Annotated in this window: 23 protein-coding genes; 13 read left to right on the top strand and 10 right to left on the bottom strand. The window is 69.7% G+C overall.

What is annotated here, in order from left to right; genetic code table 11:
• Positions 1-53 precede the first annotated feature (53 nt).
• Positions 54-1,235 carry a sugar ABC transporter substrate-binding protein gene (locus LAJ19_RS07235; protein WP_225475111.1) on the bottom strand — a complete coding sequence of 394 codons (1,182 nt, stop codon included), beginning with the start codon at positions 1,233-1,235 and terminating at the stop codon, positions 54-56.
• A 498-nt stretch (positions 1,236-1,733) separates the two neighbouring features.
• Here LAJ19_RS07235 and LAJ19_RS07240 point away from each other — a divergent pair, with 498 nt between their 5' ends.
• The 3 genes from LAJ19_RS07240 (at position 1,734) to LAJ19_RS07245 (ending at position 4,318) form a co-directional block, all read left to right on the top strand.
• A complete protein-coding gene (locus LAJ19_RS07240; RefSeq protein ID WP_225475112.1) occupies positions 1,734-2,972 on the top strand; it encodes an MFS transporter in 1,239 nt (412 codons plus the stop codon).
• A gap of 66 nt (positions 2,973-3,038) precedes the next feature.
• A complete protein-coding gene (locus LAJ19_RS21910; RefSeq protein WP_349774802.1) occupies positions 3,039-3,437 on the top strand; it encodes a transcription antitermination factor NusB in 399 nt (132 codons plus the stop codon).
• A complete protein-coding gene (locus LAJ19_RS07245) occupies positions 3,434-4,318 on the top strand; it encodes an RsmB/NOP family class I SAM-dependent RNA methyltransferase (RefSeq protein WP_349774803.1) in 885 nt (294 codons plus the stop codon). The genes LAJ19_RS21910 and LAJ19_RS07245 overlap by 4 nt, the downstream gene beginning before the upstream one ends.
• An 84-nt stretch (positions 4,319-4,402) precedes the next feature.
• On the opposite strand, the gene deoD is transcribed toward LAJ19_RS07245, so the two are convergent.
• Both deoD and LAJ19_RS07255 read right to left on the bottom strand, forming a co-directional pair.
• Positions 4,403-5,116, bottom strand: coding sequence for a purine-nucleoside phosphorylase (gene deoD / locus LAJ19_RS07250; RefSeq protein ID WP_225475113.1), 714 nt, complete (start codon positions 5,114-5,116; stop codon positions 4,403-4,405).
• A gap of 3 nt (positions 5,117-5,119) precedes the next feature.
• Positions 5,120-6,343 (bottom strand): alanyl-tRNA editing protein, encoded by a 1,224-nt coding sequence (locus LAJ19_RS07255; protein ID WP_225475114.1) that lies wholly within the window; start codon positions 6,341-6,343, stop codon positions 5,120-5,122.
• A 171-nt stretch (positions 6,344-6,514) separates the two neighbouring features.
• Between LAJ19_RS07255 and LAJ19_RS07260 the strand changes: the two genes are divergently transcribed.
• Complete coding sequence (locus LAJ19_RS07260) at positions 6,515-6,706, top strand: hypothetical protein (RefSeq protein ID WP_225475115.1); 192 nt, start codon at positions 6,515-6,517, stop codon at positions 6,704-6,706.
• Between the two features lie 75 nt (positions 6,707-6,781).
• Here LAJ19_RS07260 and LAJ19_RS07265 read toward each other — a convergent pair whose 3' ends face one another.
• From LAJ19_RS07265 to LAJ19_RS07275, 3 genes are all read right to left on the bottom strand, one after another.
• Positions 6,782-8,896 (bottom strand): MDR family MFS transporter, encoded by a 2,115-nt coding sequence (locus LAJ19_RS07265; protein ID WP_225475116.1) that lies wholly within the window; start codon positions 8,894-8,896, stop codon positions 6,782-6,784.
• Complete coding sequence (locus LAJ19_RS07270; RefSeq protein WP_225475117.1) at positions 8,893-9,408, bottom strand: MarR family winged helix-turn-helix transcriptional regulator; 516 nt, start codon at positions 9,406-9,408, stop codon at positions 8,893-8,895. Before LAJ19_RS07270 ends, LAJ19_RS07265 begins: the two co-directional genes overlap by 4 nt.
• Before the next feature lie 159 nt (positions 9,409-9,567).
• Complete coding sequence (locus LAJ19_RS07275) at positions 9,568-10,725, bottom strand: aminotransferase class V-fold PLP-dependent enzyme (RefSeq protein WP_225475118.1); 1,158 nt, start codon at positions 10,723-10,725, stop codon at positions 9,568-9,570.
• A 123-nt stretch (positions 10,726-10,848) separates the two neighbouring features.
• On the opposite strand from LAJ19_RS07275, the gene LAJ19_RS07280 reads away from it, so the two are divergent.
• Both LAJ19_RS07280 and LAJ19_RS07285 read left to right on the top strand, forming a co-directional pair.
• Positions 10,849-11,748, top strand: coding sequence for a CAP domain-containing protein (locus LAJ19_RS07280; RefSeq protein WP_225475119.1), 900 nt, complete (start codon positions 10,849-10,851; stop codon positions 11,746-11,748).
• A gap of 160 nt (positions 11,749-11,908) precedes the next feature.
• Positions 11,909-13,249: an FAD-dependent oxidoreductase gene (locus LAJ19_RS07285; RefSeq protein WP_225475120.1), complete on the top strand. Its 1,341-nt coding sequence runs from the start codon at positions 11,909-11,911 to the stop codon at positions 13,247-13,249.
• A gap of 181 nt (positions 13,250-13,430) precedes the next feature.
• Here the strand turns inward: LAJ19_RS07285 and LAJ19_RS07290 are convergent, their stop codons facing one another.
• Positions 13,431-13,841 (bottom strand): DUF3995 domain-containing protein, encoded by a 411-nt coding sequence (locus LAJ19_RS07290; protein WP_225475121.1) that lies wholly within the window; start codon positions 13,839-13,841, stop codon positions 13,431-13,433.
• A 113-nt stretch (positions 13,842-13,954) separates the two neighbouring features.
• Positions 13,955-15,583 carry a phosphoglycerate dehydrogenase gene (serA, locus tag LAJ19_RS07295; RefSeq protein WP_225475122.1) on the bottom strand — a complete coding sequence of 543 codons (1,629 nt, stop codon included), beginning with the start codon at positions 15,581-15,583 and terminating at the stop codon, positions 13,955-13,957.
• A gap of 996 nt (positions 15,584-16,579) precedes the next feature.
• Here serA and LAJ19_RS07300 point away from each other — a divergent pair.
• The 3 genes from LAJ19_RS07300 to LAJ19_RS07310 all read left to right on the top strand — a co-directional run bounded on the left by LAJ19_RS07300 (position 16,580) and on the right by LAJ19_RS07310 (position 21,721).
• Entirely contained in the window at positions 16,580-17,833 is a 1,254-nt protein-coding gene (locus LAJ19_RS07300; protein WP_225523222.1) for an Nramp family divalent metal transporter, read from the top strand.
• 163 nt (positions 17,834-17,996) lie between these two features.
• Complete coding sequence (locus tag LAJ19_RS07305) at positions 17,997-19,412, top strand: GGDEF domain-containing response regulator (protein WP_225475123.1); 1,416 nt, start codon at positions 17,997-17,999, stop codon at positions 19,410-19,412.
• A gap of 2 nt (positions 19,413-19,414) precedes the next feature.
• Entirely contained in the window at positions 19,415-21,721 is a 2,307-nt protein-coding gene (locus tag LAJ19_RS07310) for a PAS domain-containing sensor histidine kinase (RefSeq protein ID WP_225475124.1), read from the top strand.
• Positions 21,722-21,733: 12 nt separating this feature from the next.
• Here LAJ19_RS07310 and aat read toward each other — a convergent pair whose 3' ends face one another.
• Positions 21,734-22,354, bottom strand: coding sequence for a leucyl/phenylalanyl-tRNA--protein transferase (aat, locus tag LAJ19_RS07315; protein WP_225475125.1), 621 nt, complete (start codon positions 22,352-22,354; stop codon positions 21,734-21,736).
• Between the two features lies 1 nt (position 22,355).
• A complete protein-coding gene (locus LAJ19_RS07320) occupies positions 22,356-22,781 on the bottom strand; it encodes a PaaI family thioesterase (RefSeq protein ID WP_225475126.1) in 426 nt (141 codons plus the stop codon).
• An 84-nt stretch (positions 22,782-22,865) separates the two neighbouring features.
• Between LAJ19_RS07320 and recF the strand changes: the two genes are divergently transcribed.
• The 4 genes from recF (at position 22,866) to LAJ19_RS07340 (ending at position 26,307) form a co-directional block, all read left to right on the top strand.
• On the top strand, positions 22,866-23,960 hold the full coding sequence (gene recF / locus LAJ19_RS07325) for a DNA replication/repair protein RecF (RefSeq protein WP_225475127.1): 1,095 nt from the start codon (positions 22,866-22,868) through the stop codon (positions 23,958-23,960).
• Complete coding sequence (locus LAJ19_RS07330) at positions 23,957-24,829, top strand: DciA family protein (RefSeq protein WP_225475128.1); 873 nt, start codon at positions 23,957-23,959, stop codon at positions 24,827-24,829. Before recF ends, LAJ19_RS07330 begins: the two co-directional genes overlap by 4 nt.
• A gap of 33 nt (positions 24,830-24,862) precedes the next feature.
• A complete protein-coding gene (locus LAJ19_RS07335; protein ID WP_225475129.1) occupies positions 24,863-25,534 on the top strand; it encodes a MogA/MoaB family molybdenum cofactor biosynthesis protein in 672 nt (223 codons plus the stop codon).
• Between the two features lie 83 nt (positions 25,535-25,617).
• A complete protein-coding gene (locus tag LAJ19_RS07340) occupies positions 25,618-26,307 on the top strand; it encodes a hypothetical protein (RefSeq protein ID WP_225475130.1) in 690 nt (229 codons plus the stop codon).
• Positions 26,308-26,347 lie beyond the last annotated feature (40 nt).

The following is a 26,347-nucleotide window of genomic DNA, read 5'->3' on the forward strand; positions in this document are numbered from 1 at the left end:
GGATCAAGTGGGGATGGTGTGACGGGGGTCAGTCGATCACGCGCCCCTGAGGGTTACTTGATGTTGCTGTTGATTTCCTGCACGGCCTTGTCGAGAATCTGGCCGTAGTTCTGGTCGGGCTTCTGGACGCTCTGGGTGATCGCGCTGGTCCAGGGGCCCCACACGGCGCCCATCTGGGGGACGTTGGGCATGGGGGTGCCCATGCTGATGGTCTTGCCGAAGCCCTGCACGACGGGGTCGTTCTTCAGCTTGGTGCGGGCGCTCAGGCTGACGGGAATGCGCCCGCCGGCCTGGTTGAACGCGACCTGCGCTTCAGAGCTGGTGATCTGCTTGGCGAACTGCGCAGCCACCGCCTTGTTCTTGCTGTAGGCGTTGAGCATGGTGCCCTGCACGCCGACGAAGGGGCTCCACTTGCCGCTGGCACCGGGAGGGGTCGGGAAGGGAATGATGCCGTAGTTGATGCCGGCTTTCTTGATGTCTCCCATGTCCCAGGGCCCGGTGAGGTACATCGCCAGGCGGCCCTGCACGAATGCACTCTTGGCGGCGTTGCCGTCCACACCTTCGGGCACGAGGTTGTACTTGTAGCGCAGGTCGTTCAGGAACGCGCTGGCTTTGTCAGCGCCGGCGTTGGAGAGGCCCACGTCCTTGACGTTCAGGGTGCCGCCGGTGTTCTTGAACACGTACCCGCCGTAGGCGCTGATGATGCCGTACTGCATATAGGCGTTGCTCAGTTCAGCGAGGTAGCCGAACTTGCCGGACCCCGTGTTTTTCTGTGCGGCGGCCAGGAAGGCGTTCCAGCTGGTCGGCGCGGTGGGGACCAGGGCCTTGTTGTACACCACGGCGACAGCTTCAGCGAACATGGGAATACCGAACAGCTTGCCCTGGTAGGTCATGGCACTCAGGGCGGTCTTGTCGAGGTCGGTGCGGCTGGTGACGAACTTGTCCATCGGTTCGATTACGCCCGCTGCGGCGAGCTGCCCGAGGCGGTCGTGCGGCTGGGTGGTCATCAGGTCCGGGCCCTGGCCTTTGGGAGCGCTCTGGATGAACTTGTCGGTCATTTCACCGAAGGGGACGCTGACGATGTTCACCGTGTTGCCGGTCTTGGCCTTGAACTGGGTGGCCTGGGTGCGCAGCCACGCCAGTTCGGCGTCACCGAAGTGCGTCCACACGGTGATGGTGGCGGCACTGGCCTGGCCGAGCAGTGCAAGGGAGAGGACAGTCAGAGCTTTTTTCATAGGTCTCCTTGGGTGCGTGCGATTGTGAATCGCTTCCATTCTGGTGGTGTGCAGAGTTCCATGGGCCTTCCACGGCAGGAAGGAACTGGAAAGGATTGCGGATGAGCGTCCGCAACGGGTCAATTCTGGTTGCTCACTGAACATTATAAGCCTGGAAGCCGCGCTTGACAATGGGGGCAGAAGAACGATTTCGCCGTCCCAGTCAGCTGTAAGTCAGCCTTCACCCTATGACGGGCAGCGCGCTCGGCTGCTCATGCAGCGGGCGCGGCAGGGTGAATGGAAGCGGTTCATGTGAAGCATACCGGGTGCCCCTGAACCTGCGCTACCCCTTCCGGGTGACCGCCGCTGATGGAACGCCCTGGAATATGCCCTGCTGCCAGGGAACGAAGGACCAGGTCAGGCCTCACCGCCGACACCAGAGGGAGGTTCTGCCCTGGAGTACCCCACTCCCCAGTCAATCCTGACCGCTCGGTCAGGGCGAAGCGTATACTGCCGCTCATGTCGCCCGCCGACCCTCCCTCGCCGGCCGCGCCCGGCCGAACAAAACTCACGCTGTTCCTGACCATCTTCATCGCCATGCTCGGCCTCAGCGTTCTGTTTCCCATCATTGCACCTCTCGGCCGCGCCCTGGGCCTCACCGAAACACAGACCGGCTGGTTCTCCACGGCGTACTCACTGATGCAGTTCCTCTTCTCCCCCATCTGGGGCCACCGCAGCGAACGCACGGGGCGCAAACCGGTGCTGCTGCTGGGGCTCGTCGGATTCTCCATCAGCTTCGGACTGTTCGGCCTCCTCGCGCACCTCGGCGTGCAGGGCACACTGGACGGCGCCGCCCTGTTCGGCCTGCTGGTCGCCGCGCGCCTGGTGGGCGGCATGCTGTCCAGCGCCACCCTCCCCACCGCGCAGGCCATGATGGCCGACCTGAGCAGCACCCAGGACCGCGCCGCCAGCCTCGGGCTGATCGGCGCCGCCTTCGGGCTGGGCGTCGTGTTCGGCCCCGCCATCGGCGCCGCCCTCAGCACCGTGAGCCTCACCGCGCCCATCTTCTTCAGCACCGCACTCGGCCTCGTCACCGCGCTCATCGCGTGGCGCACCCTGCCCGAAACGCGCCGCACAGACGCCCCACCCACCCCACAGGGCAGCCGCCGCGCCCTGCTGCGCCAGCCCGGCATTCCCCTGCTGCTGATCATCAGTGCGCTGTCCACACTTGCCAGCGTGGGCATGGAACAGACCATCGGCTTCTACGTGCAGGACACCCTGAATCTCACCCCGGAAGGCGCGGCGCGCACCGTGGGCATCATGCTGACCGTGTTCGGCCTGGTGGCCGCGCTCGTCCAGGGGGGCGCCATCCGTCCCCTGGCGAAAAAACTGCCCACGGCCCCCCTCGTGGCCGCCGGCCTGCTGATCATGGGCGCCGGCATGCTGCTCGTGCCCGCCGCACAGACCTTCTGGCCCATCACGGTGGCCCTGGCGGTCATCGGTATCGGCAGCGCCATCCTGAGCCCCAGCCTCAGCGCAGGGCTGAGCCTGAGTGTCAGTGAGGACCTGCAGGGCACCGTGGCGGGACTGAACTCCAGCGCTCTGGCCCTGGGCCGCATGACCGGCCCCCTCCTGGGCACCGGCCTGTACCAGACGGTCAGTCACGCCGCGCCGTACCTGCTGAGCGGCGGCGTGCTGCTGACCCTGCTGCTGGTGGTCGTGGTCCTTCGCCCGCAGGTGAAACCCGCCCCCACCTGAGCGGCCCGCACGCCCCGGGACACGCGCCTCACGCCCGGGCGGGCGTGAGGCGCGTACACTGCCCCGGTGACCGACGCCCCGCGCCGCCCCCAACGCCCCCGCCCCAGCGGGGACCGCCCCGGCCCCTTCAACCCCGCGCGCGAACTGGCCGTGCGCGTGCTGCTCCGCGTGCTCGACGCCGACGCCTTCGCTGCTCCCACCCTGGACGCCGCGCTGCAGCAGGCCCACCTGCCCACCCGGGACGCCGGGCTCGCCACGCACATTGTGTACGGCACGCTCCGGCATGCTCCCAGCCTGACCCGCAGCCTGAACGCCCTGCTCACCGGAGACACGCACCCCAAAACCCGCACGCTCCTGATGGCCGGCGCGTTCGAGAAACTGTTCCTGGGCACCCCACCCCACGCGGTGGCAAGTGAATACGTGAACCTCGCCCGGGGCGCCCGCCTGGCCCCCCGGGCCTCGTGAACGCCGTGCTGCGCCGCGTGGAGCGCAGCCCCGACCCAACCGAACTTCCCGGCTGGCTCGCGGACGTGTACCACGGCGCGTACGGGGACCGCGCGCCCACGGTCATCGCGGACCTGCTGAACGCTCAGCCGCTGTGGCTGAGTCTCTCCGACGACGGCGTGCGCGCCCTGGAAGCGGAGGGCAGTCTGGTGCTGCCGGGCGTGCAGGGCGTGGACCGCGTGGAACTTGAGCGGCCACTGCGGCAGACCACGGCGTTCCAGCGGGGCCAGGCGCAGCCGATCAATCCGGCCAGCCTCGCCTGCGTGGACGCCCTCGGGGACGTTCAGGGCGCGCGGGTGCTGGACCTCGCGGGCGGCGCGGGCGTGAAGGCAGCCATGCTCGCCACGCGCGGCGCGCAGGTGACGAGCGTGGACGTCGTGGCCCGCAAACACGACGCGGCCCGCGCGAACCTCAACCGCCTGGGGCTGAAGGCCGAGTTCGTGACGCACGACCTGACCCGTCCCCTGGACCTGACGCCCGCGCCGTTTGTGCTTCTCGACGCGCCCTGTACGGGGAGCGGCACCCTGCGCAGTCACCCCGAGATCAAGTTGCGGCTCACGCCCCACGCCGTGCAGGAAATGTCCCGCCTGCAGGCGAGCATGCTGCCAAACGCCGCGGCGCTGGTCGAGCCCGGCGGCACGCTGGTGTACTCGGTGTGCTCCGTCACTCCCGAGGAAGGGCCGCAGCTGGTGCAGGTGTTCCTGGCGGAGCACCCGGCCTTCCAGGCTGAGGACGTTCCGAACGTGGAGGTGCCCAGCGTGCCGGCCGGTCCGGGGGTGCTGACCATCCCCGAAGGCGGGATCGACGGTTTCTTCATCGCCCGGCTGCGCCGGCACGACTGACGCCCACCCCCGGCGCTCCCTTTCTGCCGGGCTCCCCAACGAGGACCGGGCCGCGCGGGGCGGCCCGGTGCTGTGCATTCTGGGTTACTGGGCGTCGGCCAGGGCGGCGTCCAGCGCGATTTCGATCATGGCGTTAAAGGTCAGCTGACGCTCCTCGGCCGTGGTTTCCTCCCTTGTGATGAGGTGGTCGCTGATGGTGAGGACCGTCAGGGCCTTCACGCCGTGCTTGGCCGCCAGGGTGTACAGCCCGGCCGCTTCCATTTCGACGGCGAGCACGCCGAAGTCCGCCCAGAGTTTGTACTGGTCGAAACTGTCGTGGTAGAAGGTGTCGCTGCTCATGATGTTGCCGACGTGCGTGGCGTGGCCGCGCTCGCGGGCGATCTGATAGGCGCGCATCAGCAGGCCGAAGTCAGCGATGGGCGCGAAGTTCTTGTGCCCGAAGCGGATGTTGTTGATGTTGCTGTCCGTGCAGGCCGCCTGGGCGAGAACGATGTCGCGCACATGCACGTCCGCCTGGTAGCTGCCGGCGGTGCCGACGCGGATCAGGTTCCTGCAGCCGTACTCGGTGATGAGTTCACTCACGTAAATCATGGAGCTGGCGATGCCCATGCCGGTGCCCTGCACGCTGACCCGCTGGCCCTTGTACGTGCCGGTGTAGCCGTGCATGCCGCGCACGGTGTTGTGCAGCACGGGATTGTCCAGGAAGGTTTCGGCGATGTGCCTGGCGCGCAGCGGGTCGCCCGGGAGCAGGACGGTTTCGGCAATCTGACCGGGTTCGGCGTTCAGGTGAAGACTCATGCGTTACAGGCTAGCAGGGTCGTCCAGACAGGCGTCCCGGCTTGGGGGGGCGCTGAGGTGCCGGCGCACGGCACTCAGGAACGCGTCCGGGTGGGTGGTGCTGCCCTGCGCGAGGTCGGGCCGCCCACCGCCCTTGCCGCCCGCGTCGGCGAGTGCGGCGCGCAGCAGGGTGCCGGCGTTGACGTCCGGGTGGGTGCTGGCCACGCCGCAGCGGCCCCCTTCGGCCAGCGCGACCACCACAGTCTGGGGCGGCAGCCCGGTGAGCGCCGCCTGCAGGCCGGCAGGGTCGGGGAGGCGCACGGCGCGTAGGGCCAGGGCGCCGTGCGTTTCGCTGGGGGCGGCGTCCCGCAGGGCGCGGGCGTGCGTGTCATGCAGGGCGGTGAGCTGCTGGTGCAGGGCGGCGCGGTCGTCACTGAGTGCCTGTACGCGCTGCGGGAGGCGCTCGACGGGCACGCTGAAGTCCTGGGCGAGGCGGCGTGCGTCGGCGTACACGCCGCTCAGGTACGTGCTCGCTTCCTCTCCGGCCATGAAGGTCACGCGGGTGACCCCACCCTTGATGCGTTCGGTGCGGAGAATCACGACCGGGGCGGCCATGCTGGCGTGCGGGACGTGCGTGCCTCCGCAGGCGCTGACGTCGAAGGGCGCGCCCTGGTCATCCTCGAAGATCACGAGGCGTACGTCCCCGCGGACCTTCGTGTCCCGCCGCAGAGGGTAGTGGTGCAGGTCGGTTTCGGGGACGACGGGGGTTCGCAGCGTGAGTTCCGTGCGGGCCAGCGTCTGGCGCAGGAGGGTTTCGGCGGCGCGGACGTGCACTTCGGCCGGATCTCCGCTCAGATCAATGCTGCACTCAGGACTGGTCATGCTCACGGCTACCACCGTGAAGGCGGGGTTCACCTGCGTGAACGCCTGGGCGAGCAGGTGTTCGGCGCTGTGGCGCTGCATGTGCCGCCAGCGGCGGTCACGGTCCACCTCGCCGTGCACGGTGGTGCCGGCGGGCGGCGGGGCGGCGTCCAGGGTGTGCCAGATCAGGCCGGTGGTCTTGTCCTTGCGGCTGCCGGTCACGCGCGCCTGTCCTCCAGGCCAGCGCAGCAGGCCGGTGTCGGCGGCCTGGCCGCCCGCTTCGGGGTACAGGGCGGTGGCGTCCAGGGTGAGGGCCTGCCCCTCGGTGGCCTGGACGGTGGCAGCGAAGCTCATGAGGGTACTGTCGTGGAACAGGGGGCGGGTCATACCGGTTCAGGCTAGCGCCTGCCGGGCAGGGCCGTCCGGGTCGCGGTAGGCGCAGTCTGAAGTCTGGCGCAAGGGCTGGTGAACGCTTGATGGCGGCGCCGGCCGTGGGACGTTCCTACACTGGTCCGGTGGCGCCGCCGGCCCCGTGGGCGGCGTGATGTGGAGGGACGTGTGGCGAATCTGGGCCTGGAGAAACTGGGAATTCTGATGGTGATCGCAGCGGTGTTCGGTGCGGGGAACGCGTTCGGCTGGCCGCCGCCGGGCACGCTGCTGAGCGCTGTGGTCCTGCTGTGGGGTGGAATTGCCCTGGACGTGGCGGGCACGCGGCGTCGTGCGGTGTCCGGAGCGGCCCGTGTGCGCTGAGGGCCGGGCGAGCTGAACGCAGGGACCGCCACAGCGGGAAGCTGTGGCGGTCCCTGCGGGCACCGTGGAGTCTGTTCAGATCTCCACGTGGGCGGGCGCGGCGCGTTCCCCTCTGGCCCGGCGCGGAATCTCCAGGTTGGGCATCATCAGCGTGGCGAGGAAGGCCAGGATGGCCACCGCGACGGAGTACCGGTAGATAGAGCTGATGGTGTCGGCAAACGCGACCTTCGCGGCGCGGGCACTGGCGAGGGTGATCTTCTCGCCGTCGTTCACGCTGCTGAGGGCGCCGCTGAGGGCCTGCCGGGTGGCCTGCTCGGCGGCGGGGCCTTCAGCCTGCGCGAGGCCCTGGCGGAGCCCGGCCAGGATCTGCGCGCGGCCCTGGGGGCTGGCGAGTGCAGCGGCTGGAATTCGGGCGAGGGTGGCGCGCAGCACCTGAGGCAGTTGCGGGCTGGCAGCTGCGGCCTGTACCTGCGCGGCGTCACCGCTGTTCATGGCCCGCTCGATGCTGGCGTAGGTCTGGTTGAAGCTGGCCTTCACCTGGGCGGGCACGCCACCGCCCGGAATGCTGGTGAGCTGCGTGCGGGCCTTCTCCGGGAGGGACTGGATGAACCGGTCGTTCTTCACGGCGCTCAGGGCAGCGGCGTCACCGGTCTGGACGGCGCGGGTCAGGTTTTCCCGCAGGGTGGCGAAGCGGGCCTTGATGTCTTCGGGTTTCTCCGGCGTGGCGCTGCGGTCGTTGGTGCCGCCGGCCCTGCCGGACTTGATGTCCTCACCGATCTTCTGCAGCTGTGCGGCGACGGTGCCCTGTTGGCTGGCGGCCTGCGCTGCGAACTGCGCCGCGAGGTTGCTGCTCACGCCGGCGGTCAGCACCGCGCCGAAGATGGCGGTGCCGATGGTGCTTCCCATCTGCTGGAAGAACTGCCCGGCGCTGGTGGCCACGCCGATCTCCCAGGGCTTCACGGCGAGTTGCACGGCGGTGGTGTACAGCGGCAGGGCCGGGCCCAGACCCAGGCCCAGCAGCACCATCCGGATCACGACGCTGGAGTAGCTGCTGTCCGCATTCAGGGTGCTGAGCGCGAAGAAACCCAGCGCGGCGGTGATCAGGCCGATCAGCATGAAAATCTTGTAGCGGCCCAGGCGGCTGGCGAGCTGACCGGACCCGATGGCACCGATGATCAGGCCGACCGTGAGGGGAATGGTGGCGGTACCCGCCTTGGTGGCGCTCACGCCCTGCACCCGCACGAGGTACAGGCTGAGGAACAGGATTGCGCCCAGAAAGCCGGCGCCGATCATGAAGCGCGCCAGGGCGCTCCAGGCGAAGGTGGGGTTCTGGAAGAGCGTGAGCGGCAGGATGGGACTTTCGTGGCGGCTCTCGGCAAACAGGAAGGCCATCAGGCTCGCGGCGCTCAGGGCGAACAGGCCAAGTACAGTGGGGCTCGTCCAGGCGTAGTTGCCGTCGGCGCCCCAGGTGAGGGCCAGCAGGAGAGGCACAGCGAATACCAGGATCAGGAGGGCACCCAGCCAGTCCACCCGGGCCTGCAGGCCACTGGCGAGCCGGGGCATCTTGCTGGCGATAAAGGCCAGGGCGATCAGACCGATGGGGAGATTCACGTAGAACACCCAGCGCCAGGACACCTGGTCGGTCAGGAAGCCGCCCAGCAGCGGCCCGATGACGCTGCTCAGGCCGAATACGGCGCCGAACAGCCCCTGGTAGCGGGGCCGGTCGACCGGTTCGAACAGGTCGGCAATGATGGCGAAGGCCACGGAGCCCAGCGCGGCGGCCCCCACGCCCTGCAGTCCGCGGAACACGACGAGTTGCATCATGCCGCCGCCGAACAGGTTGCCCAGGAAGGGCTCGCCGCTCAGTCCGCACAGGGCCGACCCGAGGAGGAACACGATGATGCCGACCATCAGAATGGGTTTGCGGCCGTACAGGTCCGAGAGCTTCCCGTAGATGGGCACGAGGGCGGTGTTCGTGAGCAGGTAGGCGGTGGTGACCCAGGAGTACAGGCTCAGGCCCTGAAGTTCCTGCGTGATGCGGGGCAGCGCCGTGGACACGATGGTCTGATCCAGGGCGCTGAGAAACAGGCCCAGCAGGACGCCCAGCAGAATCAGGCGTTTGGTGGGCAGGTCCAGCGTCTTGGCGTAGTCGATGCGCCCGGCGGGCTCGGTGGTGTGGGGTACGGTCATGGGTGCTCCTGGCACGGCTCGGTGGAGAACTGGGGGTCAAGCTCGTCGAGGACGGCCTGCAGGTGGTGCGAGGCCGCCTGCACCGTGCTGAGGTTCACGCCCTGGAAGGCGGTGACATAGGCACTGACAAATTCGCTGTCCATGCGGCCCACGATGTTGCGGCCGGCGGGCGTGAGTTCCACGAGTTTCTCGCGGCGGTTGTCGGGGTTCTCGGTGCGCTGGGCGAGGCCGCGCTTGACAAGGCGTTCGACGAGGTGACTGGCGGCCGGCAGGCTCAGGCGGATGCGTTCGCTCAGCTGCGTCACGCTCATGGGGGCGTAGGCGCGCAGCTGGTGCAGGGCCGTAATCTGCGAGAAGCTCAGGTCGTGGTCCATCAGTTCGTCCTGCATGCCGCGCATCACGCGGCTGCTGATGATGCGGTGCAGGCGTTTCATGGCCCGGCCGAACTGCTGGGCGGCCTGCAGATGTTCAGGACTCACGCCGTCCGGCGGGGCGCTCTCAGGAGGAATCATACTTCCAATCTTGCAACAGTCTCATAGCCAAGACAGTACGACAGTTCGCATCCTCTCGGCCATAGATGGATATGCCTATGGCCCTCCCCAGTGCACGAACTGAGGTGCGCACAACGAAGCAGGGGCGGGGGCGGCTGCCCCCGCCCCTGCTCCCAGACCTCAACTCAGGGCAGCCCAGGCCGCCTGCACCGCCGCACCCCGCTCAAAGGACACGCCCAGCGCGCGGAAGCAGTCCTCCAGAATGCCCGCAATCGCCAGGGCATCGTACCGGTCTGCGTACCCCATGGTGCTCACCCGGAACACCGTGTCCTCGTGCGGCGCCTGCCCCGGCAGGGCCCGCTGTCCCATGGCGGCCAGTTGCGCCGCCACCTGCCGTCCCGTGACCCCGGCGGGCGGCGTGAGCACCGCCACCGCCGGGCTGGTCCGCGCCGCCCAGGCGGACGCCCCCAGCGCGGTACCTGCCGCAATCAGCGCGTCGGTCTTGCGGCGCTGCTCGGCCCACAGCACCTCCAGCGGCACACTCAACAGCCGGTCGAGGGCCGTGTCCAGCGCGTAGATCAGGTTGATGGCCGGGGTCTGCGGCGTGTTCCCGGCCTTCTGGCCCGCCAGTTCCCGCGTCATGTCCAGGTAGAAGCCGCGCTCCGGGTTCTGAATGAGGCGCGCCTGCACCTCCGGGCTGAACAGCACGAACCCCAGTCCGGGGGGTGTGGCCGTGCCCTTCTGGCTGCCGGAGACGATCACGTCCACGCCCCACGCTGCCGGACGCAGCTCAGCCACGCCGTACGACGTGATGCAGTCGGCAATGATGATCAGGTCCGGATTGGCCGCCTTCGCGGCCCGCGCGATGGCTTCCAGGTCGTGCAGTGCGCCGGTGCTCGTCTCGCTGTGCGTGATCAGCAGCGTGTGCGCGTCCCTCGCGGCGTCCGCGACCTCCTGCGGGTCGAGCACCTCACCCCAGGGCCGGGCGACCAGCTGCGTGTCGTACCCGAAGCGGCGGGCCATCTCGCCCCAGCGTTCGCTGAACTTTCCAGCCTGAGCGTTCACCACCTTCGCGCCGCCCGGCGTGGTACTGACCAGCGCGCCCTCGAAGGCGCCGGTGCCGCTGCTGGTGGTGATCACCGCGTCGTACGGATCGCCGAGCAGGCGCGTGAGCTTCTGCCGGGCTTCCATGAGCTTGGCGATTCCCGCCTGCGCGCGGTGGTGCATCTGCGGCTGCGCCAGTTGCGCCAGAACGGCGGGCGCGACCTCGACCGGGCCGGGCGCGATCAGACGTTCGCGGTTCAGGGGCGTGAAATCCGGGCGGACAGCATCGGTCATGCCCAGCATCTTAGGCTGCCGTCCCCGGGGCGCGTGACGCCCCTGTGCAGCCCTGCGTGAGAAACCTCACTTTTTATGGACGACATGTGAGGACAGTGTGGGGATTCTTTGATGAAATGAGACATGCACCGCGCCCTGCGTTCCACCCTGCTCACCCTGAGCCTCGGGCTGAGCGGCACCAGCCCCGCGCAGACCACCGGCGTCCCCTCTGGCCTCCCCCTGCCTGCGCCGCTGACCCTGCCGGACGGGCAACCGGTCGCCGCGAACGCCATGGTCGACCGCGCCGAGATTTTCGACCTGCTCGTGCAGGCAGACTTCCGCTCCTGCGGACAGACCGCCCGCCGTGACCCCGTGCTGGACGCCGTGGCCGCCCGGGTGGCACGCGGCTTCTCACTAAAGACCGAGCTGCAGAGCGCAAAGGTGCGGGCGCAGAAAGCCAACCAGTTCGTCCTGCCGAAACTGGGCCGCGCGCCCGCCGTCGTGCAGGCCCTGGCCAACCAGTGCGCCATGAGGGTCGGCTTCACCCGCTACGGCCTGGCCGTACAGGACGGCCGCGCCGCGCTGGTCAGCGTGAAACCCGCCCAGATCGAAGCGGACGACCCCCGCGCGTGGCTGCTGCACTTCCTCGACCTGACCAACGAGGCCCGCCGTCAGGGGCAACGCTGCGGGGACGAACTGTTCCACAGTGCTCCGCCCCTCACCTGGAACGATCAGCTGGCCATCTCCGCCCAGACGCACCTGAACGACATGATCCGCCTGAATTTCCGGGGCCACATGAACCCCGAAACCGGCAGCGCCCCACCAGACCGCGCCCGCGCCGCCGGGTACCCCAGTACGGCCGTCGGTGAGAACGCCGCGTACGACTCCACCACACCCGAGGACGCCCTGCAAAGCCTGCTGGACAGCCCCAGCCACTGCCGCATCCTCATGAACAGCGACTGGCGCGACTTTGGCGCCGCGATGGGCAACGGCACCCCCAACACGGTGTTCGCGACCTACTGGGTGCAGGACTTCGGCCGCTGACCAGACGAGGGGTCATGGCCAGGAGCGGTGGCCCGCCCTGAGCGCCTACAGCCAGTTCACCCACTGACCGCTTCCCACCCTCCACGCCCTGCGCGCCTGCCCTCCTCTACATGAAGGCGTCCGGAAGCCGCGCCCTGCCCCGTCCGCTTTAGGCTGCGGCATGCGAATCGTGATCGTGGGGGGCGTGGCCGCCGGAATGAGCGCCGCGAGCCGCGCCCGGCGCCTGAATCCGGACGCGCAGATCGTGGTGTTCGAGCGGGGTGAGACCATCAGTTACGGTGCGTGCGGTCTGCCGTACGTGATCAGCGGAGAGGTGGCCACCTTCGGGGACCTGATCGCCCGCACCCCCAGCCAGATGCGCGCCCGGGGCATCGGCGTCCGGCTGGGGCATGAGGTCACGGGAGTAGACCCGCGCGCCGCCACCATCACAGTCACGGACCACGGTTCCGGGCGGAGCACCACCGAACCCTACGACCGGCTGCTGCTGGCTACGGGGGTCTCCCCCGTCCGGCCCGACTGGGCCCGCACCCCTCTGGGCGGCGTGCACGTCCTGCGGGACATCCCGGACGGTGAGGCGCTCGACGCCAGCCTGCGCGGCGCCAGACGCGCGTGCGTGATTGGCGGCGGGTACATTGGCCTGGAACTCGCCGAGGCGTTGCACGCCCGCGGCCTGAGTGTGGTGCTGCTGGAAAAAGGTCCGGAGGTGGCGGGGCGCATGCTGGACACCGGCCTCCAGGCGCAGGTGAGGGCTGAACTGGAACGTCACAGCGTGGATGTCCGCTGCGGGGTCACTGTTCAGGGGCTCACCGGGCAGGACCGCGTGACCGGCGTGCAGACCGACCACGGCTTGGTGCGGGCCGACGTGGTGATCGTGGCTGTGGGCGTGAAACCCAACGTGACCCTTGCCCAGGCCGCCGGCGCGCGCCTCGGGAAGAGCGGCGCGGTCGCCGTGAACGCCCGGCAGGAAACCAGCGTTCCCAGCGTGTACAGCGCCGGGGACAACACCGAGACGGTACACCGTGTCACGCGCCGCCGCGTCCACATTCCGCTTGGCCTCACCGCCAACCGGATGGGCCGCATCGCCGGCGTGAACATGGCCGGCGGTGACGCGCGCTTTCCTGGCGTGGTGGGCACCGGCATCTTCCGGACCTTCGGGCTGGGCGTGGCCCGCACCGGCCTCACCCAGGCCGACGCGGACGCCCTGGGCCTCAATGCACTCAGCGTGGATGTCACGAGCACCGACCACGCCGGGTACCACCGCAGCAGCCGCCCCATTCACGTGCGCCTGACCGGTGAACGCGGCACCGGGCGGCTGCTGGGCGCGCAGTTGCTCGGGCATAATCCGCTGAGTGTCAAACGGGTGGACGTGGTGGCGGCCCTTCTGGGTGAGCGGGCCACCGCTCAGGACCTGTTCGACGCGGACCTCGCCTATGCCCCTCCGTTCAGCAGCGTGTGGGACGTTCTGCTGGTCGCCGCCGACCGCCTTCACCGCGAGCTGTAGAGGCCTCGGCAGCAGGTACAGCGGTTTCAGCCGGGAGGGATGTAACCGGACGGACCACCCCGCGCACCCCACCCGTGCTGCCCGCACGTGAACGTCGTCAGTGTCAAAGGATGATGGGGCTCCAGACGAGCACGTCCAGCTGCTTGAACCCAACTGCGCCGCCGCGTGGAGCCTCAACCCTTCAGCCCATGAGGGCCAGAAGCGACAATCCGCCCAGGGCGAGGCACAGGGGTGAGTACAGCCACCGGTTGAGGCGGTCGAAGTCCTGACCAGGGTGACGCGGCAGCACGTAGCCTGCTGCACCCCTGAGAAGAAACACGCCGGCCGCCGTGAAGGCCATGAAACGAATCACCGGGCTGGAAACGGCTGGCGCCGCGGCCAGCGTGAGAATGGCCGCGGCGCTCAGGAGGGCGGCCGCCACGGCGTAGCACGCGACGGGTGACGGCATCCGGTCCGTGCGGGGTCCGCCCACCACCTTCTGCGCAAGGTCCGGGACATTCCGTCCGGGCCAGGCGGCCCCACGGCCCCAGGCGACGTGCAGGGTCGCGAGCAGGCTCAGCACCACGGCCACCGGCCAGATCAGTCCTTCCATACCAGCCAGTGTGCTCTGTTTCCCAAGGAAAGCAACCGCAATTGCCGCAAGACACCCAGGGCCGCGCAGCCCTGAGACCGGTGACCAGACGGTCACCAGCCTCACCGGGCAGGTCAGACGCGCACGAGGTACGCGCTGTCAATGACGTCGAGGTCGCGGATCGCCTGCAACTGTTCCGGGCTCAGGCTGTCGTCCAGCGTCAGGGTGAACAGCGCCTGTCCGCCTTTTTCGGCCCGTCCGAGCGCCATCCCGGCAATGTTGATGCCCCAGGTGCCCAGCAGGTTGCTGAGTTTGGCAACCGCGCCCGGCTTGTCCTGGTTGCTGGCAATCAGGATGAAACCCACAGGTTCCAGTTCCACCCGGTAGTCGCGCAGGCGGGTCAGGCGGGGGCTGCGGCCGAAGACGGTGCCGCCCACGGTGCGCGTGCGTTCCTTCTCGCCCTGCCCGCCGCTCGTGACTTTGACAATGACTTCCGTCTGGTAGTCGGGGCTGGTCTGCTCCTCGCGCACGGCCAGGTTCACGCCGCGTTCTTTGGCCAGGGCGCGGGCGTTGATCATGTTCGGGGTTTCGTCGGTGCGGCCCGACAGGTACCCCACCAGCACACTCGTGACGACCGGCGCGGGATCCGCCGGGAATTCACCGCGGAACGTGACCTCCACGTCGTGCGCGCCGGGCAGCAGCTGCGCGAGAATCCGGCCGAGTTTCTCACCCAGGGTCAGGTGACCGCCCAGCGCTTCCATGGTCTTGGCGTCCAGGGCCGGAGCGTTCACGGCCCCCTTGCTGACGTCACCTTTCAGTGCGTCGAGCACGCGGGAGACGATTTCGGCCCCCACGCGCTCCTGCGCCTCGAAGGTGTTGGCCCCCAGGTGCGCCGTGATGCCGAGGTTCGGAGCGCCAAGGAAGATGTGCTCCGGCGCCGGCGGTTCATCCACGAAGACGTCCACTCCGGCGGCGAACAGGTGACCGCTGTGCAGGGCGTCCACGAGGGCCTGCTCATCGATGATGCCGCCGCGGGCGGCATTCACGGCAATCGCCCCTTTCTTCATGCGGGCCAGCTGCGGCGCGCCGATCATCCCGCGCGTCTCGTCGGTCAGCGGGGTGTGCACCGTGATGGCGTCCACCCGCTCCAGAAGGTCATCGAGGGTCTCAGCGCGGGTCACGCCGAGCCGCTCGAACTTGCTTTCCGGGACGTACGGGTCGAAAGCAATGACGTGCATGCGCAGTCCCTGCGCGCGGTCGGCGACGATGGACCCGATGCGGCCCAGGCCCACGATGCCCAGCGTCTTGTCCTTGAGTTCCAGGCCCAGGTACTTGCGGTCCCACTGACCGGCGCGGGTTTTGCTGTCGCTGCGGGTCAGGCCGCGCGCGGCGGCCATAAGGTGCATCACGGCCAGCTCCGCCGCAGAGACGTTGTTGCTTTCCGGGGCGTTCAGGACCAGCAGGCCGCGCAGACTGGCGTAATCCAGGTCGATGTTGTCCACGCCCACGCCACCACGCCCGATGACTTTCAGGCGCGGGCCGGCCGCGTCAATCAGTTCGCGGTCGACCTTCGTGCGGCTGCGTGTGATCAGCGCGTCGTACTCCGGCAGGCGGCGCAGCGTCTCGGCGCGGTCCATGTTGCCCTGGTAGTCGATCTGGAAACCGGCGTGGTTCAGGTCGCCGGGGTTCATCTCGTCGCAGATCAGGACGCGCAGCGGCGCCGCGTGGTCCTGATCTGCCTGGGTGGGGGCGGTGGCGGTCATGCTCAGAGGGTACGCGCCGCGCCGCGCACCGGGGCGTGGTTTGGCTAGGGGGACGCCCGGCCACTCGGAAGACCGGGCCGGAGCAACCCAGTGAGCCGGGCAGGAGAAGGTTGCGACCTTCCTCCAGCGCTTAACCCCGTCGCAGGGGTGCGGGCTCTTCACCGGGGGAGTTCAGGGCCCCCGCAGGAACGCCACGCTGGGGGTGAGGAGGGGCATGCGGCGAAACGGAGCACCGTTCGGCCTGCTGCGGCGCGCGGTCCTGCACCCAGCGGGTGCGGAAGCGGAGTGGGAGGCGGGAACAGGCCAGTCTGACCCCCCTCTGAAAACCGGAGGGGCACGTGGGAGGCCTGGCGTGTCGGCCTGCTCGTCCCCGTGCGGACCTGCGCCGCTGGCCCGCGGCGCTCTGTTCAGCAGTCCCGGGCAGACCAGGGGGATCCAGCACGTACCTCTTCATGGTGCGTCTGCTGACACTCGGCGGGGGGCACATGAATCCCCAGGTTGGGCTGAGTCTGGCGGTCGTTCCCGGAAGTGACGGGGGATCGCCCGCGGTGAATCAGAACTCAAGCTCGTCCGGACCGTTCGAGTGGAGGCAGGAGCAGCCAGGGTGGCAGTGGGGCGGAATCGACCTCTCTGCACGACGTGCACGGCTGTAGAAAAAGGCCAGCCAAGGCTTTCTCCCGTGTGGCTGGGAGGTCCCGGGCAGGTCCTGAAACCGGCTGGTGTTCCCGGGTTTCGCGCTGGGCCTTGCAGACGGAGCTCCGTTCTGCTGTGCCTGGTGTGCCGGTGTCTGAGGTCAGGGTGCTCCTGTCGTTTCCGGTGGGGCGTTCTGGCGTGGGGAGGGGCCGCCGCCGGAGAGGCCGCGGCAGATGAAGTGGTCTTGTGAGTCGGTGGGAGGGATGGACAATGATTTTTAGGTGTGCCTAATATAGGGTTATGTCCAGCCTGCCCCCCCAGCACACCGCCGCGCCGTCCCCAGGCGGCAGCCTTGACGAACGCATGACCCTCCGCGCCGAGGAGATCCTGGCCCGCCGCGGCAACCGGCGCGGCGTGGCCCGCATCCTTCCGTTCATGGGACCCGCCGTGATCGCCTCGATCGCCTACATGGATCCCGGAAACTTCGCCACGAACATCCAGGGCGGCGCACAGTTCGGGTACGCGCTGCTCTGGGTGATCCTGGCCGCCAACCTGATGGCCATGCTGATCCAGAATCTCAGCGCCAAACTCGGCATTGCCACCGGCCGCAACCTTCCGGAAACCATCCGCGACCGCTGGCCCCGCCCGCTGGTGTGGCTGTACTGGGTGCAGGCCGAAATCATTGCCATGGCCACGGACCTGGCCGAGTTTCTGGGCGCCGCGCTCGCCATCGGGCTGCTCACCGGCCTGCCGCTGATCTGGGGCGCGGCCATCACGGGGGTGCTGACCTTCTGGCTGCTGACCATTCAGCGCCGCGGATTCCGGCCACTGGAACTGGTCATTGGTGGCTTCGTGGCGGTGATCGGCGTAGCCTACCTGACCCAGTTCATTCTGGCGCGCCCCCAACTGGCGGAACTGGGGCGCGGCTTCGTGCCCGGCTTCCAGGGCGTGGACAGTGTGTACCTGGCGGTGGGGATCATCGGCGCGACCGTCATGCCGCACGTGATCTACCTGCACTCGGCCCTGACCCAGGGCCGGGTCCCCACCCGCAACGACGAGGAACGCGTGCGCCTGAGCCGCCTGAACCGTGTGGACGTGATCGTGTCCATGGGTGTCGCCGGGCTGATCAACATGAGCATGCTGGCCGTCGCGGCTGCCACCTTCCACGGCAAGGGCATCGAGGACGCCGGGAACCTGGAGACCGCGTACCGGACCCTCACGCCGCTGCTGGGGCCGGCTGCCGCCACCGCGTTCGCCATTGCGCTGCTTGCCAGCGGACTGAGCAGCAGCGCCGTGGGGACCATGTCCGGGCAGGTCATCATGCAGGGGTTCGTGCAGTTCAACATTCCGCTGTGGGTGCGCCGCACCGTGACCATGCTGCCGGCTTTCATCGTGATCCTGCTGGGCCTGGATCCCACGAGCGTGCTGGTGCTGTCACAGGTCGTGCTGTCGTTCGGGGTGCCGTTCGCCCTGGTCCCGCTGCTGCTGTTCACGGCCCGGCGTGACATCATGGGTGTCCTGACCAGCCGGCCACTGGTCACGGGCCTGGGCTGGCTATTCGCGAGCATCATCATTGGCCTGAACGCGTACCTGCTCTGGGGCGCGTTCACGGGTTAAAGTCCGTCCCACACGCTGCCAGCCCCCTGCATCTGTGGGGGGTTCGGCCGTTCAGTCGGGCCGGGCTTCACGTTCACAACCAGCTCCGGCCTGCAAGAACAGTGGCAGAGTTCCCCGTCTACAGTGCAGGCATGATCAGCGTCTCTACCCAGCGGAGGTCCCTGTGGCCCGCCTGAGCCAGCAACAGACCAGCAGTGGCCACACCGTGATGGTCGTGGACGATGACGGCGAATTACGCGGCACGGTCGCGCGGCTCCTGCGCAGCTGTGGGCACACGGTCCTGACGGCCGCCGACGGTGAGGAGGCGCTGCAGCTCGTGGCCGCGCATGACGTTCACCTGATGCTCCTGGACTACTTCATGGTCGGCATGACCGGCGAGGACGTTGTGCGGGAACTGCGCCTTCGTGGTCACGAACTGCAGGTGGTGCTACAGACCGGGTACGCCTCTGAGCGCCCCCCGCGCGACATGCTGCGGGACCTGGACATCCAGGGTTATCACGACAAGTCCGAAGGACCGGACAAGCTGCTCGTCTGGGTGGACGCCGCCCTGAAGGCGCACCGGCACGTGCGGGCCATCATGGCCTCGCGAGACGGCCTGAATCACATCCTGCAGGCGGCGCCGCAACTGCACCGCCTGCAGTCCCTGGATGACCTGCTGCGCGGCATCCTGCTGCAACTTCAGGGCATCCTGGGCTTTTCTGGCGCGTGCGTGGCTGTCCTGCCCGGCTCGTCCACCGGTAGCGGACTGGTGGCGGTGCCCGGCGCGCAGGTGTTCGAGGTGCGGGTCGCCACCGGCCGGTTTGAGGGCCGCGCGTGGCCGGACCTGGACACGGCGGAGCGCAACGCCATCATCGGGGCCGCCCACAGTGGCCGGCCCGCCCGGACGCCTCTCACGGCGCTGCCCCTGCAGGCCGGGGAACGGAACGTGGGCGTCGTGCTGGTGGAACTGGACCCCCAGGCGGCCGCCGATGCGGACCTCACGCTGCTGGAAGTGTTTGCCGCTCAGGCCGCCGTGGCGATCCAGAACGTGCAGCTGTTTGAACTGGCCACCACCGATGACCTGACCGGCCTGATGAACCGCCGCGCCTGGACCGGCCGGCTGGAGGAGACGCTGCAGCTGGGTGCCCGGCACGGCCACCCGACCAGCGTGATGCTGATCGACGTGGATCACTTCAAGTCCGTGAATGACACCTATGGACACCTGGCGGGCGACGCGCTGCTGCGCGCGCTGGGCGCCACGCTGCGCGACCATGTCCGCGCGACCGATCTGGCCGGCCGCTACGGCGGAGAGGAACTCGCGGTGCTGCTGCCTCACACGGAGCCCGCCGGGGCGCGGATACTGGCGGAGCGCCTGCGCGAACGCATCGCCGCGCTGGCCCTGGACTGGAACGGCCAGCATGTGCAGGTGACCGCCAGCGTGGGCCTGGCGACCGACCTGGGCGGCGCGCACAGCGTGCCGACCAGCGCGGCGCTGCTGGCCCGCGCCGACAGTGCCCTGTACGCCGCCAAGGCCGCAGGCCGCAACCGCGTGCTGGAAGCCGCCGGGCCGGCCCTGTCACTGGCGGGCGCGGAGGGCTGAACGTGAACGCTCAACCCGTCCTCCTTGAGGAGCAGATGATTCTGGCGCGACTGGCGGCGCTGGTGCAGGGTGTGGTGTGGCAGGCCGACCCGCGCACGCGCCGGGCGACGTTCGTGTCCGAGTGGCTGACACCCATGCTGGGGTTCACGCCGCAGGCGTGGCTGTCCACGCCGGGCCTGTGGGCGTCGCGGCTGCACCCGGACGACCGCGACCGGGTGATGGCGGCGCACGAGCGCAGCATGACGACCGGCGAGCCTCTCGCGCTGGAGTACCGGTTCCTGGCGGCAGACGGGCGCGAGGTGTGGCTGCGCGACCTGGTGACGCCCATCATGGAAGGCGGGCGCCTCGCGTCGCTGGGCGGCGTCATGCTGGACGTCACCGCGCAGCGCCAGAGCGAGGAGGCGCTGCGCGCCGCGCGCGACCGGTTCGAGAAGGTCTTTCAGACCAGCCCGCTGGGCATGGCGCTGCTGCATGCAGAAAGTGGCGCGGTCCTGAACGCCAACCCGGCCTTCATGGCCCTGACCGGAACCCCCCAGGGCACGCTGGAAGGCAGCGGAAGCCTGTACTGCGGCGCGGTGTGGCCCGATCCCGCGCAGGCCGAGGCGCTGCGCAGCGCAGTGCAGGCCGGGCAGGGCGTGCGTGACCTCCCGGTTCAGTGGCGCGGCGCCAGCGAGGTGCGGGACGTGCGCCTGTCCACGGAGGTTCTTGACGCGGCGAGCGGCACGGCGCTGCTGATGGTGCAGGATGAAACCGAGCGGGTGCAGGCCGAGGCGCGCCTGCGGGCCAGTGAGAGCCGTTTCCGGGCGCTGGTGCAGCACAGCAGTGACCTGCTCACCGTGGTCAGCCCGGTCGGGGCGCTGCTGTACGCGAGTCCCGCGATGCGCGAGGTGCTGGGCCACGACGATGAGGCCGTCCTGGGTGAAAACGTCCTGAATCACATGCACCCGGACGAGCACGACGCGATCCGCGCGGCGTTCTCACGGGCGGTGTTCGGCGGGGCGGGCGCCACGGCGCGCCTCACCAGCCGCTTCCGGCGGCAGGACGGCGAGTACCGCTGGCTGGAATGGGTGGCCACCAACCGGCAGGATGACCCGCACGTGCGCGGCATGGTCATGAACTCCCGGGACGTCACGGAACGCGTGCAGTCCGAACAGGCCCTTCAGGAGGGCCGCGAGACCTTCCAGGGGCTGTTCGAGGCGTCACCGGACGGGGTGCTGCTGGTGGACTTCGCAGGAACGATGCCGATCGTGCAGTGCAATGAGGTGGCGGCCCGCATGCGGGGGTACACGCGCGAGGAACTGCTCGGTATGAGCACGTACGCGTCGCTGCCCAACGGGCAGGAGCTGCTCGCGGACCCGGCCGGGGACGAGGCCTTCCGCGCGCGCGTGCGGGAGAACGGCAAGTTGCGCTTCGAGGCCGAGCACCTGCGCAAGGACGGCAGCGTCTACCCGGTCGAGATCAACCTCGCACTGTTGACGCAGGGCGGGCGGGAACTGCTGCTGTGCGTCGAGCGGGACATCACGGAGCGCCGCGCGGCCGAGGAGGCCCTGAAGAGCAGTCAGGCGCAGCTGATCGCCACCGAGAAGCTCGCAGGCCTGGGCCGGCTCACGGCCGGGCTCGCGCACGAGATCAACACGCCCCTGGCGGCCACCCTGAACGAACTGCATGAAGCCACCCGGCTGGTGCAGGAGTACCACGATTCCGTGGGTCACGCGGACGTCACCGACGCGGACCACCGCGAGATCGCGCGGGAGCTGGGCGGAGTGGTGGAGGCCGCGCAGCGGAACCTCACGCGGATCGGCGATTTCATCCGCAAGATCCGCGGGCACACGCGCGACACGGTCACGGAGCGGCGCGTCTTCGATGCGGCCGCCGGGGTGGAGGACACGCTGACCATGCTGGCGCACGAGGCGCGGGCGGCGCGGGTGAACCTCATGTTCGAGCAGCCGCGTGACGCCGTGCTGCTGCGCGGTGAACCGGGGCGCCTGACGCAGGTGGTCACGAATCTGGTCGTGAACGCCATTCACGCCAGCCCGCCCGGCGCGGACGTCACGGTGCGCTTCGGTCAGCGCGGCGCCGTGCGGACCCTGGAGGTCGAGGACACCGGCAGCGGCATTCCGGAAGGAGTCGTGGGCCGCATCTTCGAGCCGATGTTCACCACCAAGCCGGTCGGGCAGGGCACCGGGCTGGGACTGTCCATCATTCATGACATCGTCACCGGGCATTTCGGCGGGGAGATTACCGTGAACACCCAGGTGGGTCAGGGCACCATCTTCACCGTCACGTTCCCGGAGGGCGCCGGGCCGTAAGCCCGGGGCGGCCTACAAGGAGGGAGCCAGCGCCAGTGCCGCCTGCAGTTGCGCGCGGTAGGTGGCGGCACTCACCTCCTGCACGCCCAGCGTGGCGAGGTGCGGGTTCTGGATCTGCGCGTCGAGCAGCGTGAAGCCGCGCGCGTGCAGGTGGCCGGCCAGTCCGATCAGCGCCGCCTTGCTGCCGTTGGTGAGGCGGTGGAATTTGCTCTCCGCGATGAACGCGCCGCCCAGCGTCAGGCCCAGCACCCCGCCGGCCAGTTCGCCGTTCCGCCAGGCCTCGAACGAGTGGGCCAGTCCCGTGCCGTGCAGGTGGTGGTACAGCGCGGCAAGTTCGTCACTGATCCACTCGCCGTCCCGGGGTGGGCTGCCGGGAAGCCGACCGCGGCAGCCCTGCACGACCTCGTCAAAGGCGACGTTCACGCTGAGCTGAAAGTGCTTCAGGTCGCGGCGCAGCCGCCGGGGCACGTGCAGGCCCTGCGCTTCTGTAAGGGGCACCAGGGCGCGCCTCTCGACGCTGTAGAACTGCACGCCGTCCCCGTTGTCCATCAGGAAAGCGCCCTGCGCGTAGGCGCGCGCCACCTGCCGGGTCAGGGGGTCGCGGTGGGTCAGGAAGGTGTGGGCGCCGGGCACGTCAGCGGGGGTACAGCACGGCCTGGGTGCAGCGGAACAGGGCCATGGGTTTGCCGCTGGGATCACGCACCTCGGCGTCCCAGACCTGCGTGGTGCGCCCGGCGTGCACCTTGCGCGCCTCACAGGTAACGGTTCCCTCCCGGGCGGTCCCGAGGTGGTTGCTCTTGAGTTCAATGGTCGTGAAGCCGCTGGCCGCGTCGGGCAGCAGCATGCGCGTGCCGTACCCGCAGGTGGTGTCGGCCAGGGCGATCACGCTTGCGGCGTGCAGGAAGCCGTTTGGGGCGAGCAGTTCGGGCCGGACGGTCAGTTCGCTGCGCAGCAGGCCCGGCTCGGCGTGGGTGAACCGGATGCCGATCAGGCCGGGCAGGTGACCCTCACCCAGGGCGTTCAGGGTCTCCACGGTCAGGGCGGGGGGCGCGTCAGGCATGGCGCCAGCCTACCGTGCGCGGCGCGCTCAGGGGATTGGGGCCGCCCCCCCTGTCCAGAAGCTGCGGGCGCCTAGAATGGGTGGGTGCGTCTGGACTCGCTTTCCACCCTGAATTACCGGAATCTTGCGCCGTGCACGCTGCAGTTCCCGGCGGGCGTGACGGGCGTGTTCGGGGAGAACGGGGCCGGAAAGACGAACCTTCTTGAAGCCGCGTACCTGGCCCTGACCGGACAGACGGACGTCACGCGCCTGGAGCAGCTGGTGCAGCAGGGCGAAACGGAAGCGTACGTGCGCGCCGACCTGGAGTCCGCCGGGAGCCTGAGCGTGCAGGAGGTGGGCCTGGGGCGCGGGCGGCGGCAGCTGAAGCTCGATGGCGTGCGCGTGCGCACGGGGGACCTGCCGCGTGGCAGCGCGGTGTGGATCCGGCCAGAGGACAGCGAACTGGTGTTCGGGTCCCCGTCGGGCCGCCGGGCGTTTCTGGATTCGCTGCTCTCACGCATCAGCGCGCGGTACGCCGAGCACCTCGCGCGGTACGAGCGGACCGTGTCGCAGCGCAACGCGGCGCTGCGCGGCGGGGAGGAATGGGCCATGCACGTCTGGGATGAAGCGCTCGTGCGCCTGGGCAGCGAGATCATGGCGGTGCGCCGCCGGGCCCTGGTGCGCCTGAACGAACTGGCCGCCGAGGCGAACGCCGCGCTGGGCAGCCGCAAGCCGCTCACGCTGAGTCTCACGGAATCCACCACGCCCGAAACGTACGCCCACGACCTGGCGTCGCGCCGCGCCGAGGAACTCGCGCGCGGCAGCACCGTGACCGGCCCCCACCGCGACGACCTCGTGCTGACGCTGGGCGATTTCCCGGCCAGCGAGTACGCCAGCCGCGGCGAGGGCCGCACGGTCGCGCTCGCGCTGCGCCGCGCGGAACTGGAGCTGCTCGCCGAGCGGTTCGGGGAGCGGCCCGTGCTGCTGATTGATGATTTCTCCGCGGAACTCGACCCGGGCCGCCGGGCGTTTCTGCTGGACCTGGCGGGCAGCGTGCCGCAGGCCATCGTGACCGGCACCGACCGCGCCCCCGGCGCGGCCCTCACGCTGCGCGCCCACTCCGGGCGCTTCACGCCCGACGACCCGGCGGCGCCGGAGACCACACTGGAACCCACGGGCGTGGCGGGGGTGGGCGCGTGAGCCGCGGCCGGCGCATGAGCGGCCCGCTGCGCCTGGGCGACCTGATGGGCGCCACGCTGGGCAGCGCGAAACTCACGTACGGGATTCGGCGGGCGCGCGCCATTCTGCTGTGGCCGCAGGCGGTCGGCCCGGACATTGCGCGCATGACCCGGCCGCGCACGCAGCAGGGCACGACCCTGTTCGTGGAGGTCCGTGACAGCGCCACCGCGCATCACCTGAGCATGCAGCGCCACCACTTCCTGAAGGCGCTGAACGCCCTGCTGCCCGACGCGCCACTGACCGAAATCCGTTTCAGTGTGGGCACGGTCCGGGAACCCACGCCGCCGGCGGCCGTCTCTCCCCTGCCCGCGCCGGACCGCGCGCGCGCCCGGCAACTCGTGCAGGACGTCCCGGACGACCTGAAAAGCGCGGCGCTGCGGGCCGCCGAGGCCATCACCCGCGCCCGCAAGTGGCGTGAGGAGCAGGGCTGGCGGCCCTGCCCGGTCTGCGGGGAGGCCAGCCGGGAACAGCCCTGCCGGGCCTGCACCCTGACCCTCGACGACCCGAACGTGCGTCGCGCAGCCCGCACGCTGATGCGCCAGCCGGAACGCCTGGAGGCGCTGCGCGACACCATCGGAAACAGCGGGGTGCACGCCGCACGGCACCTGGCGCTGCGGCAGCTTGAAGACCAGTTGAACCTGCTGGCCCTGGAGTGCGTGCGCAGCGGTCACGATGACGGCTACCGGGAGTTCCTCGAACAGCAGGCCCGCGTGTTTCTGGCCCTGACCCTGGGTCGGCCGCGCGCGGGCCTGCGCCGGGCAGATTTCACGGCCCTGCCGGATGGAGCGCGCAGCGTCCTGAGTGCCGGCCGTGGGAGTGGAGATGCGTGAGCACACCCGCGCCGGGCGCATTATGCTGACCGCATGACGGAACCTCACGGTCGCCCTGAGCCCACCGCCGAACTCAGCCCGGTGCAGGCCGGGTCCGCCGGGTCCCACCGTGACGTCTCGCCCCGCTCGGTGCGCGTGGCGGTCCTGACGGTCAGCGACACCCGCACTCCGGAGACCGACACCAGCGGCCAGTACCTCATCGCGCAGCTGGAAGCCGGCGGGCATCAGGTCGTCGCCTACCGCGTGGTGAAGGACGACGCCCTGGAGATCCGCTCGGCCCTCGTGGCGTTCACGCGGGAAGCGACCGTGGTGCTGTCCAGCGGCGGCACCGGCATTACCGGGCGGGACGTGACGGTGCCGGTCGTGGAGTCCCTGATCACCAAGCCCATTCCGGGGTTCGGGGAGCTGTTCCGGATGCTCAGCTTCCAGCAGGTGGGGGGCGCGGCCATGCTGTCACGGGCCGTTGCGGGCCTGGTGCGCGGCGCCGTGGTGTTTGCCATGCCCGGCAGCCTGAACGCCGTGCAGACCGCCTGGACGGGCCTGCTGAAAGATGAGATCGGACACCTGGCCTTCGAGGTGGAGCGGCATGGGCAACCGGGCGTGCTGGCCCACCCGGGCGCCGCGCCGGTGACGCCGCCCCTGCCGGGCGCGGGTGGGGGCGTGGCCGCCGGTCTGGGCCGCCACAAGAAAGGTGGGGGCGTCTGACCCTGGGCCCGCAGACCGCCGGTGACCTGACTGGCCCGCTCGCCCTGGCCCTGGGGGCGCTGTGCGCGTACTGGCTGGTCCGTGTGGGTCAGGCGGCCCGCCGGCAGCAGGTGCCGCGCGTCACCTGGTGGACGGTGCCGGGGGTGGGGGCGCTGCTGCTGGCGCCGCTGCTGGACGTTCCGGCGCTGTTCGGCGTGGGGGCGGCGCTGCTGCTGCTGGCCGAGTACTGGCCGGCGGCGTTCCTTCCGGCCCGGGTTCGTCCGGGGGTGGGGTGGCCGGTGGTGGCGGGGGTGATCGGCGCGGCGCTCAGCGTGAATGTGCTGCGTGGGGGCGCAGACCCACTGGCGTTTGTGGCGGCGGTCATGACGCTGCTGTGCGGCGCGGGTGGGCTGGTGGCCTCGGCATTGTTCCGGACGCGGCCTGTTCCGGCCGCCCTCGGGTTCGGTGCGCGCTGGAAACGCGCCGTGACGCCCGACTGGCCGGAGCTGAGCGTCACGCTGGGCAAGCAGGGCGCGTTCCTGCGCAACGTGTCGGGCGGGCCGCTGCGGCTGGCCGGGTGGTCCCCGGCGGGCGTGAACGCGTGGCTGTCGGTGCGTGGCCCGTCCGGGGAGGTGCTGCGGGAGTTGCGGGCCGGGCAGGAGGCGCTGCTGCCCGTGACCGAACGGGATTCGGGCGTGCGCGTGTGGTACGCGCCGGCCCGCGGCGACGTGACGCGCCTGTTCCGCGCGGACTGGACGCCCCCGGCCCGGGCCGAGGACCGGGTCCTGAACTGAGCGGCCCCTCCCCAGGCACCGCCTGATTGAGCTGACCTGA

This window comes from Deinococcus taeanensis (assembly GCF_020229735.1).
GTDB classification, from domain to species: Bacteria; Deinococcota; Deinococci; order Deinococcales; family Deinococcaceae; genus Deinococcus; species Deinococcus taeanensis.

Coding starts and splice junctions, on each gene's coding strand:
- LAJ19_RS07285 (WP_225475120.1), top strand. CDS start 11,909: ATGCGAATCGTGATCGTGGGGGGCGTGGCCGCCGGAATGAGCGCCGCG.
- LAJ19_RS07255 (WP_225475114.1), bottom strand. CDS start 6,343: ATGACCCGCCCCCTGTTCCACGACAGTACCCTCATGAGCTTCGCTGCC.
- LAJ19_RS07275 (WP_225475118.1), bottom strand. CDS start 10,725: ATGACCGATGCTGTCCGCCCGGATTTCACGCCCCTGAACCGCGAACGT.
- LAJ19_RS07300 (WP_225523222.1), top strand. CDS start 16,580: ATGACCCTCCGCGCCGAGGAGATCCTGGCCCGCCGCGGCAACCGGCGC.
- LAJ19_RS07290 (WP_225475121.1), bottom strand. CDS start 13,841: ATGGAAGGACTGATCTGGCCGGTGGCCGTGGTGCTGAGCCTGCTCGCG.
- LAJ19_RS07335 (WP_225475129.1), top strand. CDS start 24,863: ATGACGGAACCTCACGGTCGCCCTGAGCCCACCGCCGAACTCAGCCCG.
- serA (WP_225475122.1), bottom strand. CDS start 15,583: ATGACCGCCACCGCCCCCACCCAGGCAGATCAGGACCACGCGGCGCCG.
- LAJ19_RS07235 (WP_225475111.1), bottom strand. CDS start 1,235: ATGAAAAAAGCTCTGACTGTCCTCTCCCTTGCACTGCTCGGCCAGGCC.
- deoD (WP_225475113.1), bottom strand. CDS start 5,116: ATGAGTCTTCACCTGAACGCCGAACCCGGTCAGATTGCCGAAACCGTC.
- LAJ19_RS07265 (WP_225475116.1), bottom strand. CDS start 8,896: ATGACCGTACCCCACACCACCGAGCCCGCCGGGCGCATCGACTACGCC.
- LAJ19_RS07280 (WP_225475119.1), top strand. CDS start 10,849: ATGCACCGCGCCCTGCGTTCCACCCTGCTCACCCTGAGCCTCGGGCTG.
- LAJ19_RS07240 (WP_225475112.1), top strand. CDS start 1,734: ATGTCGCCCGCCGACCCTCCCTCGCCGGCCGCGCCCGGCCGAACAAAA.
- LAJ19_RS07320 (WP_225475126.1), bottom strand. CDS start 22,781: ATGCCTGACGCGCCCCCCGCCCTGACCGTGGAGACCCTGAACGCCCTG.
- LAJ19_RS07270 (WP_225475117.1), bottom strand. CDS start 9,408: ATGATTCCTCCTGAGAGCGCCCCGCCGGACGGCGTGAGTCCTGAACAT.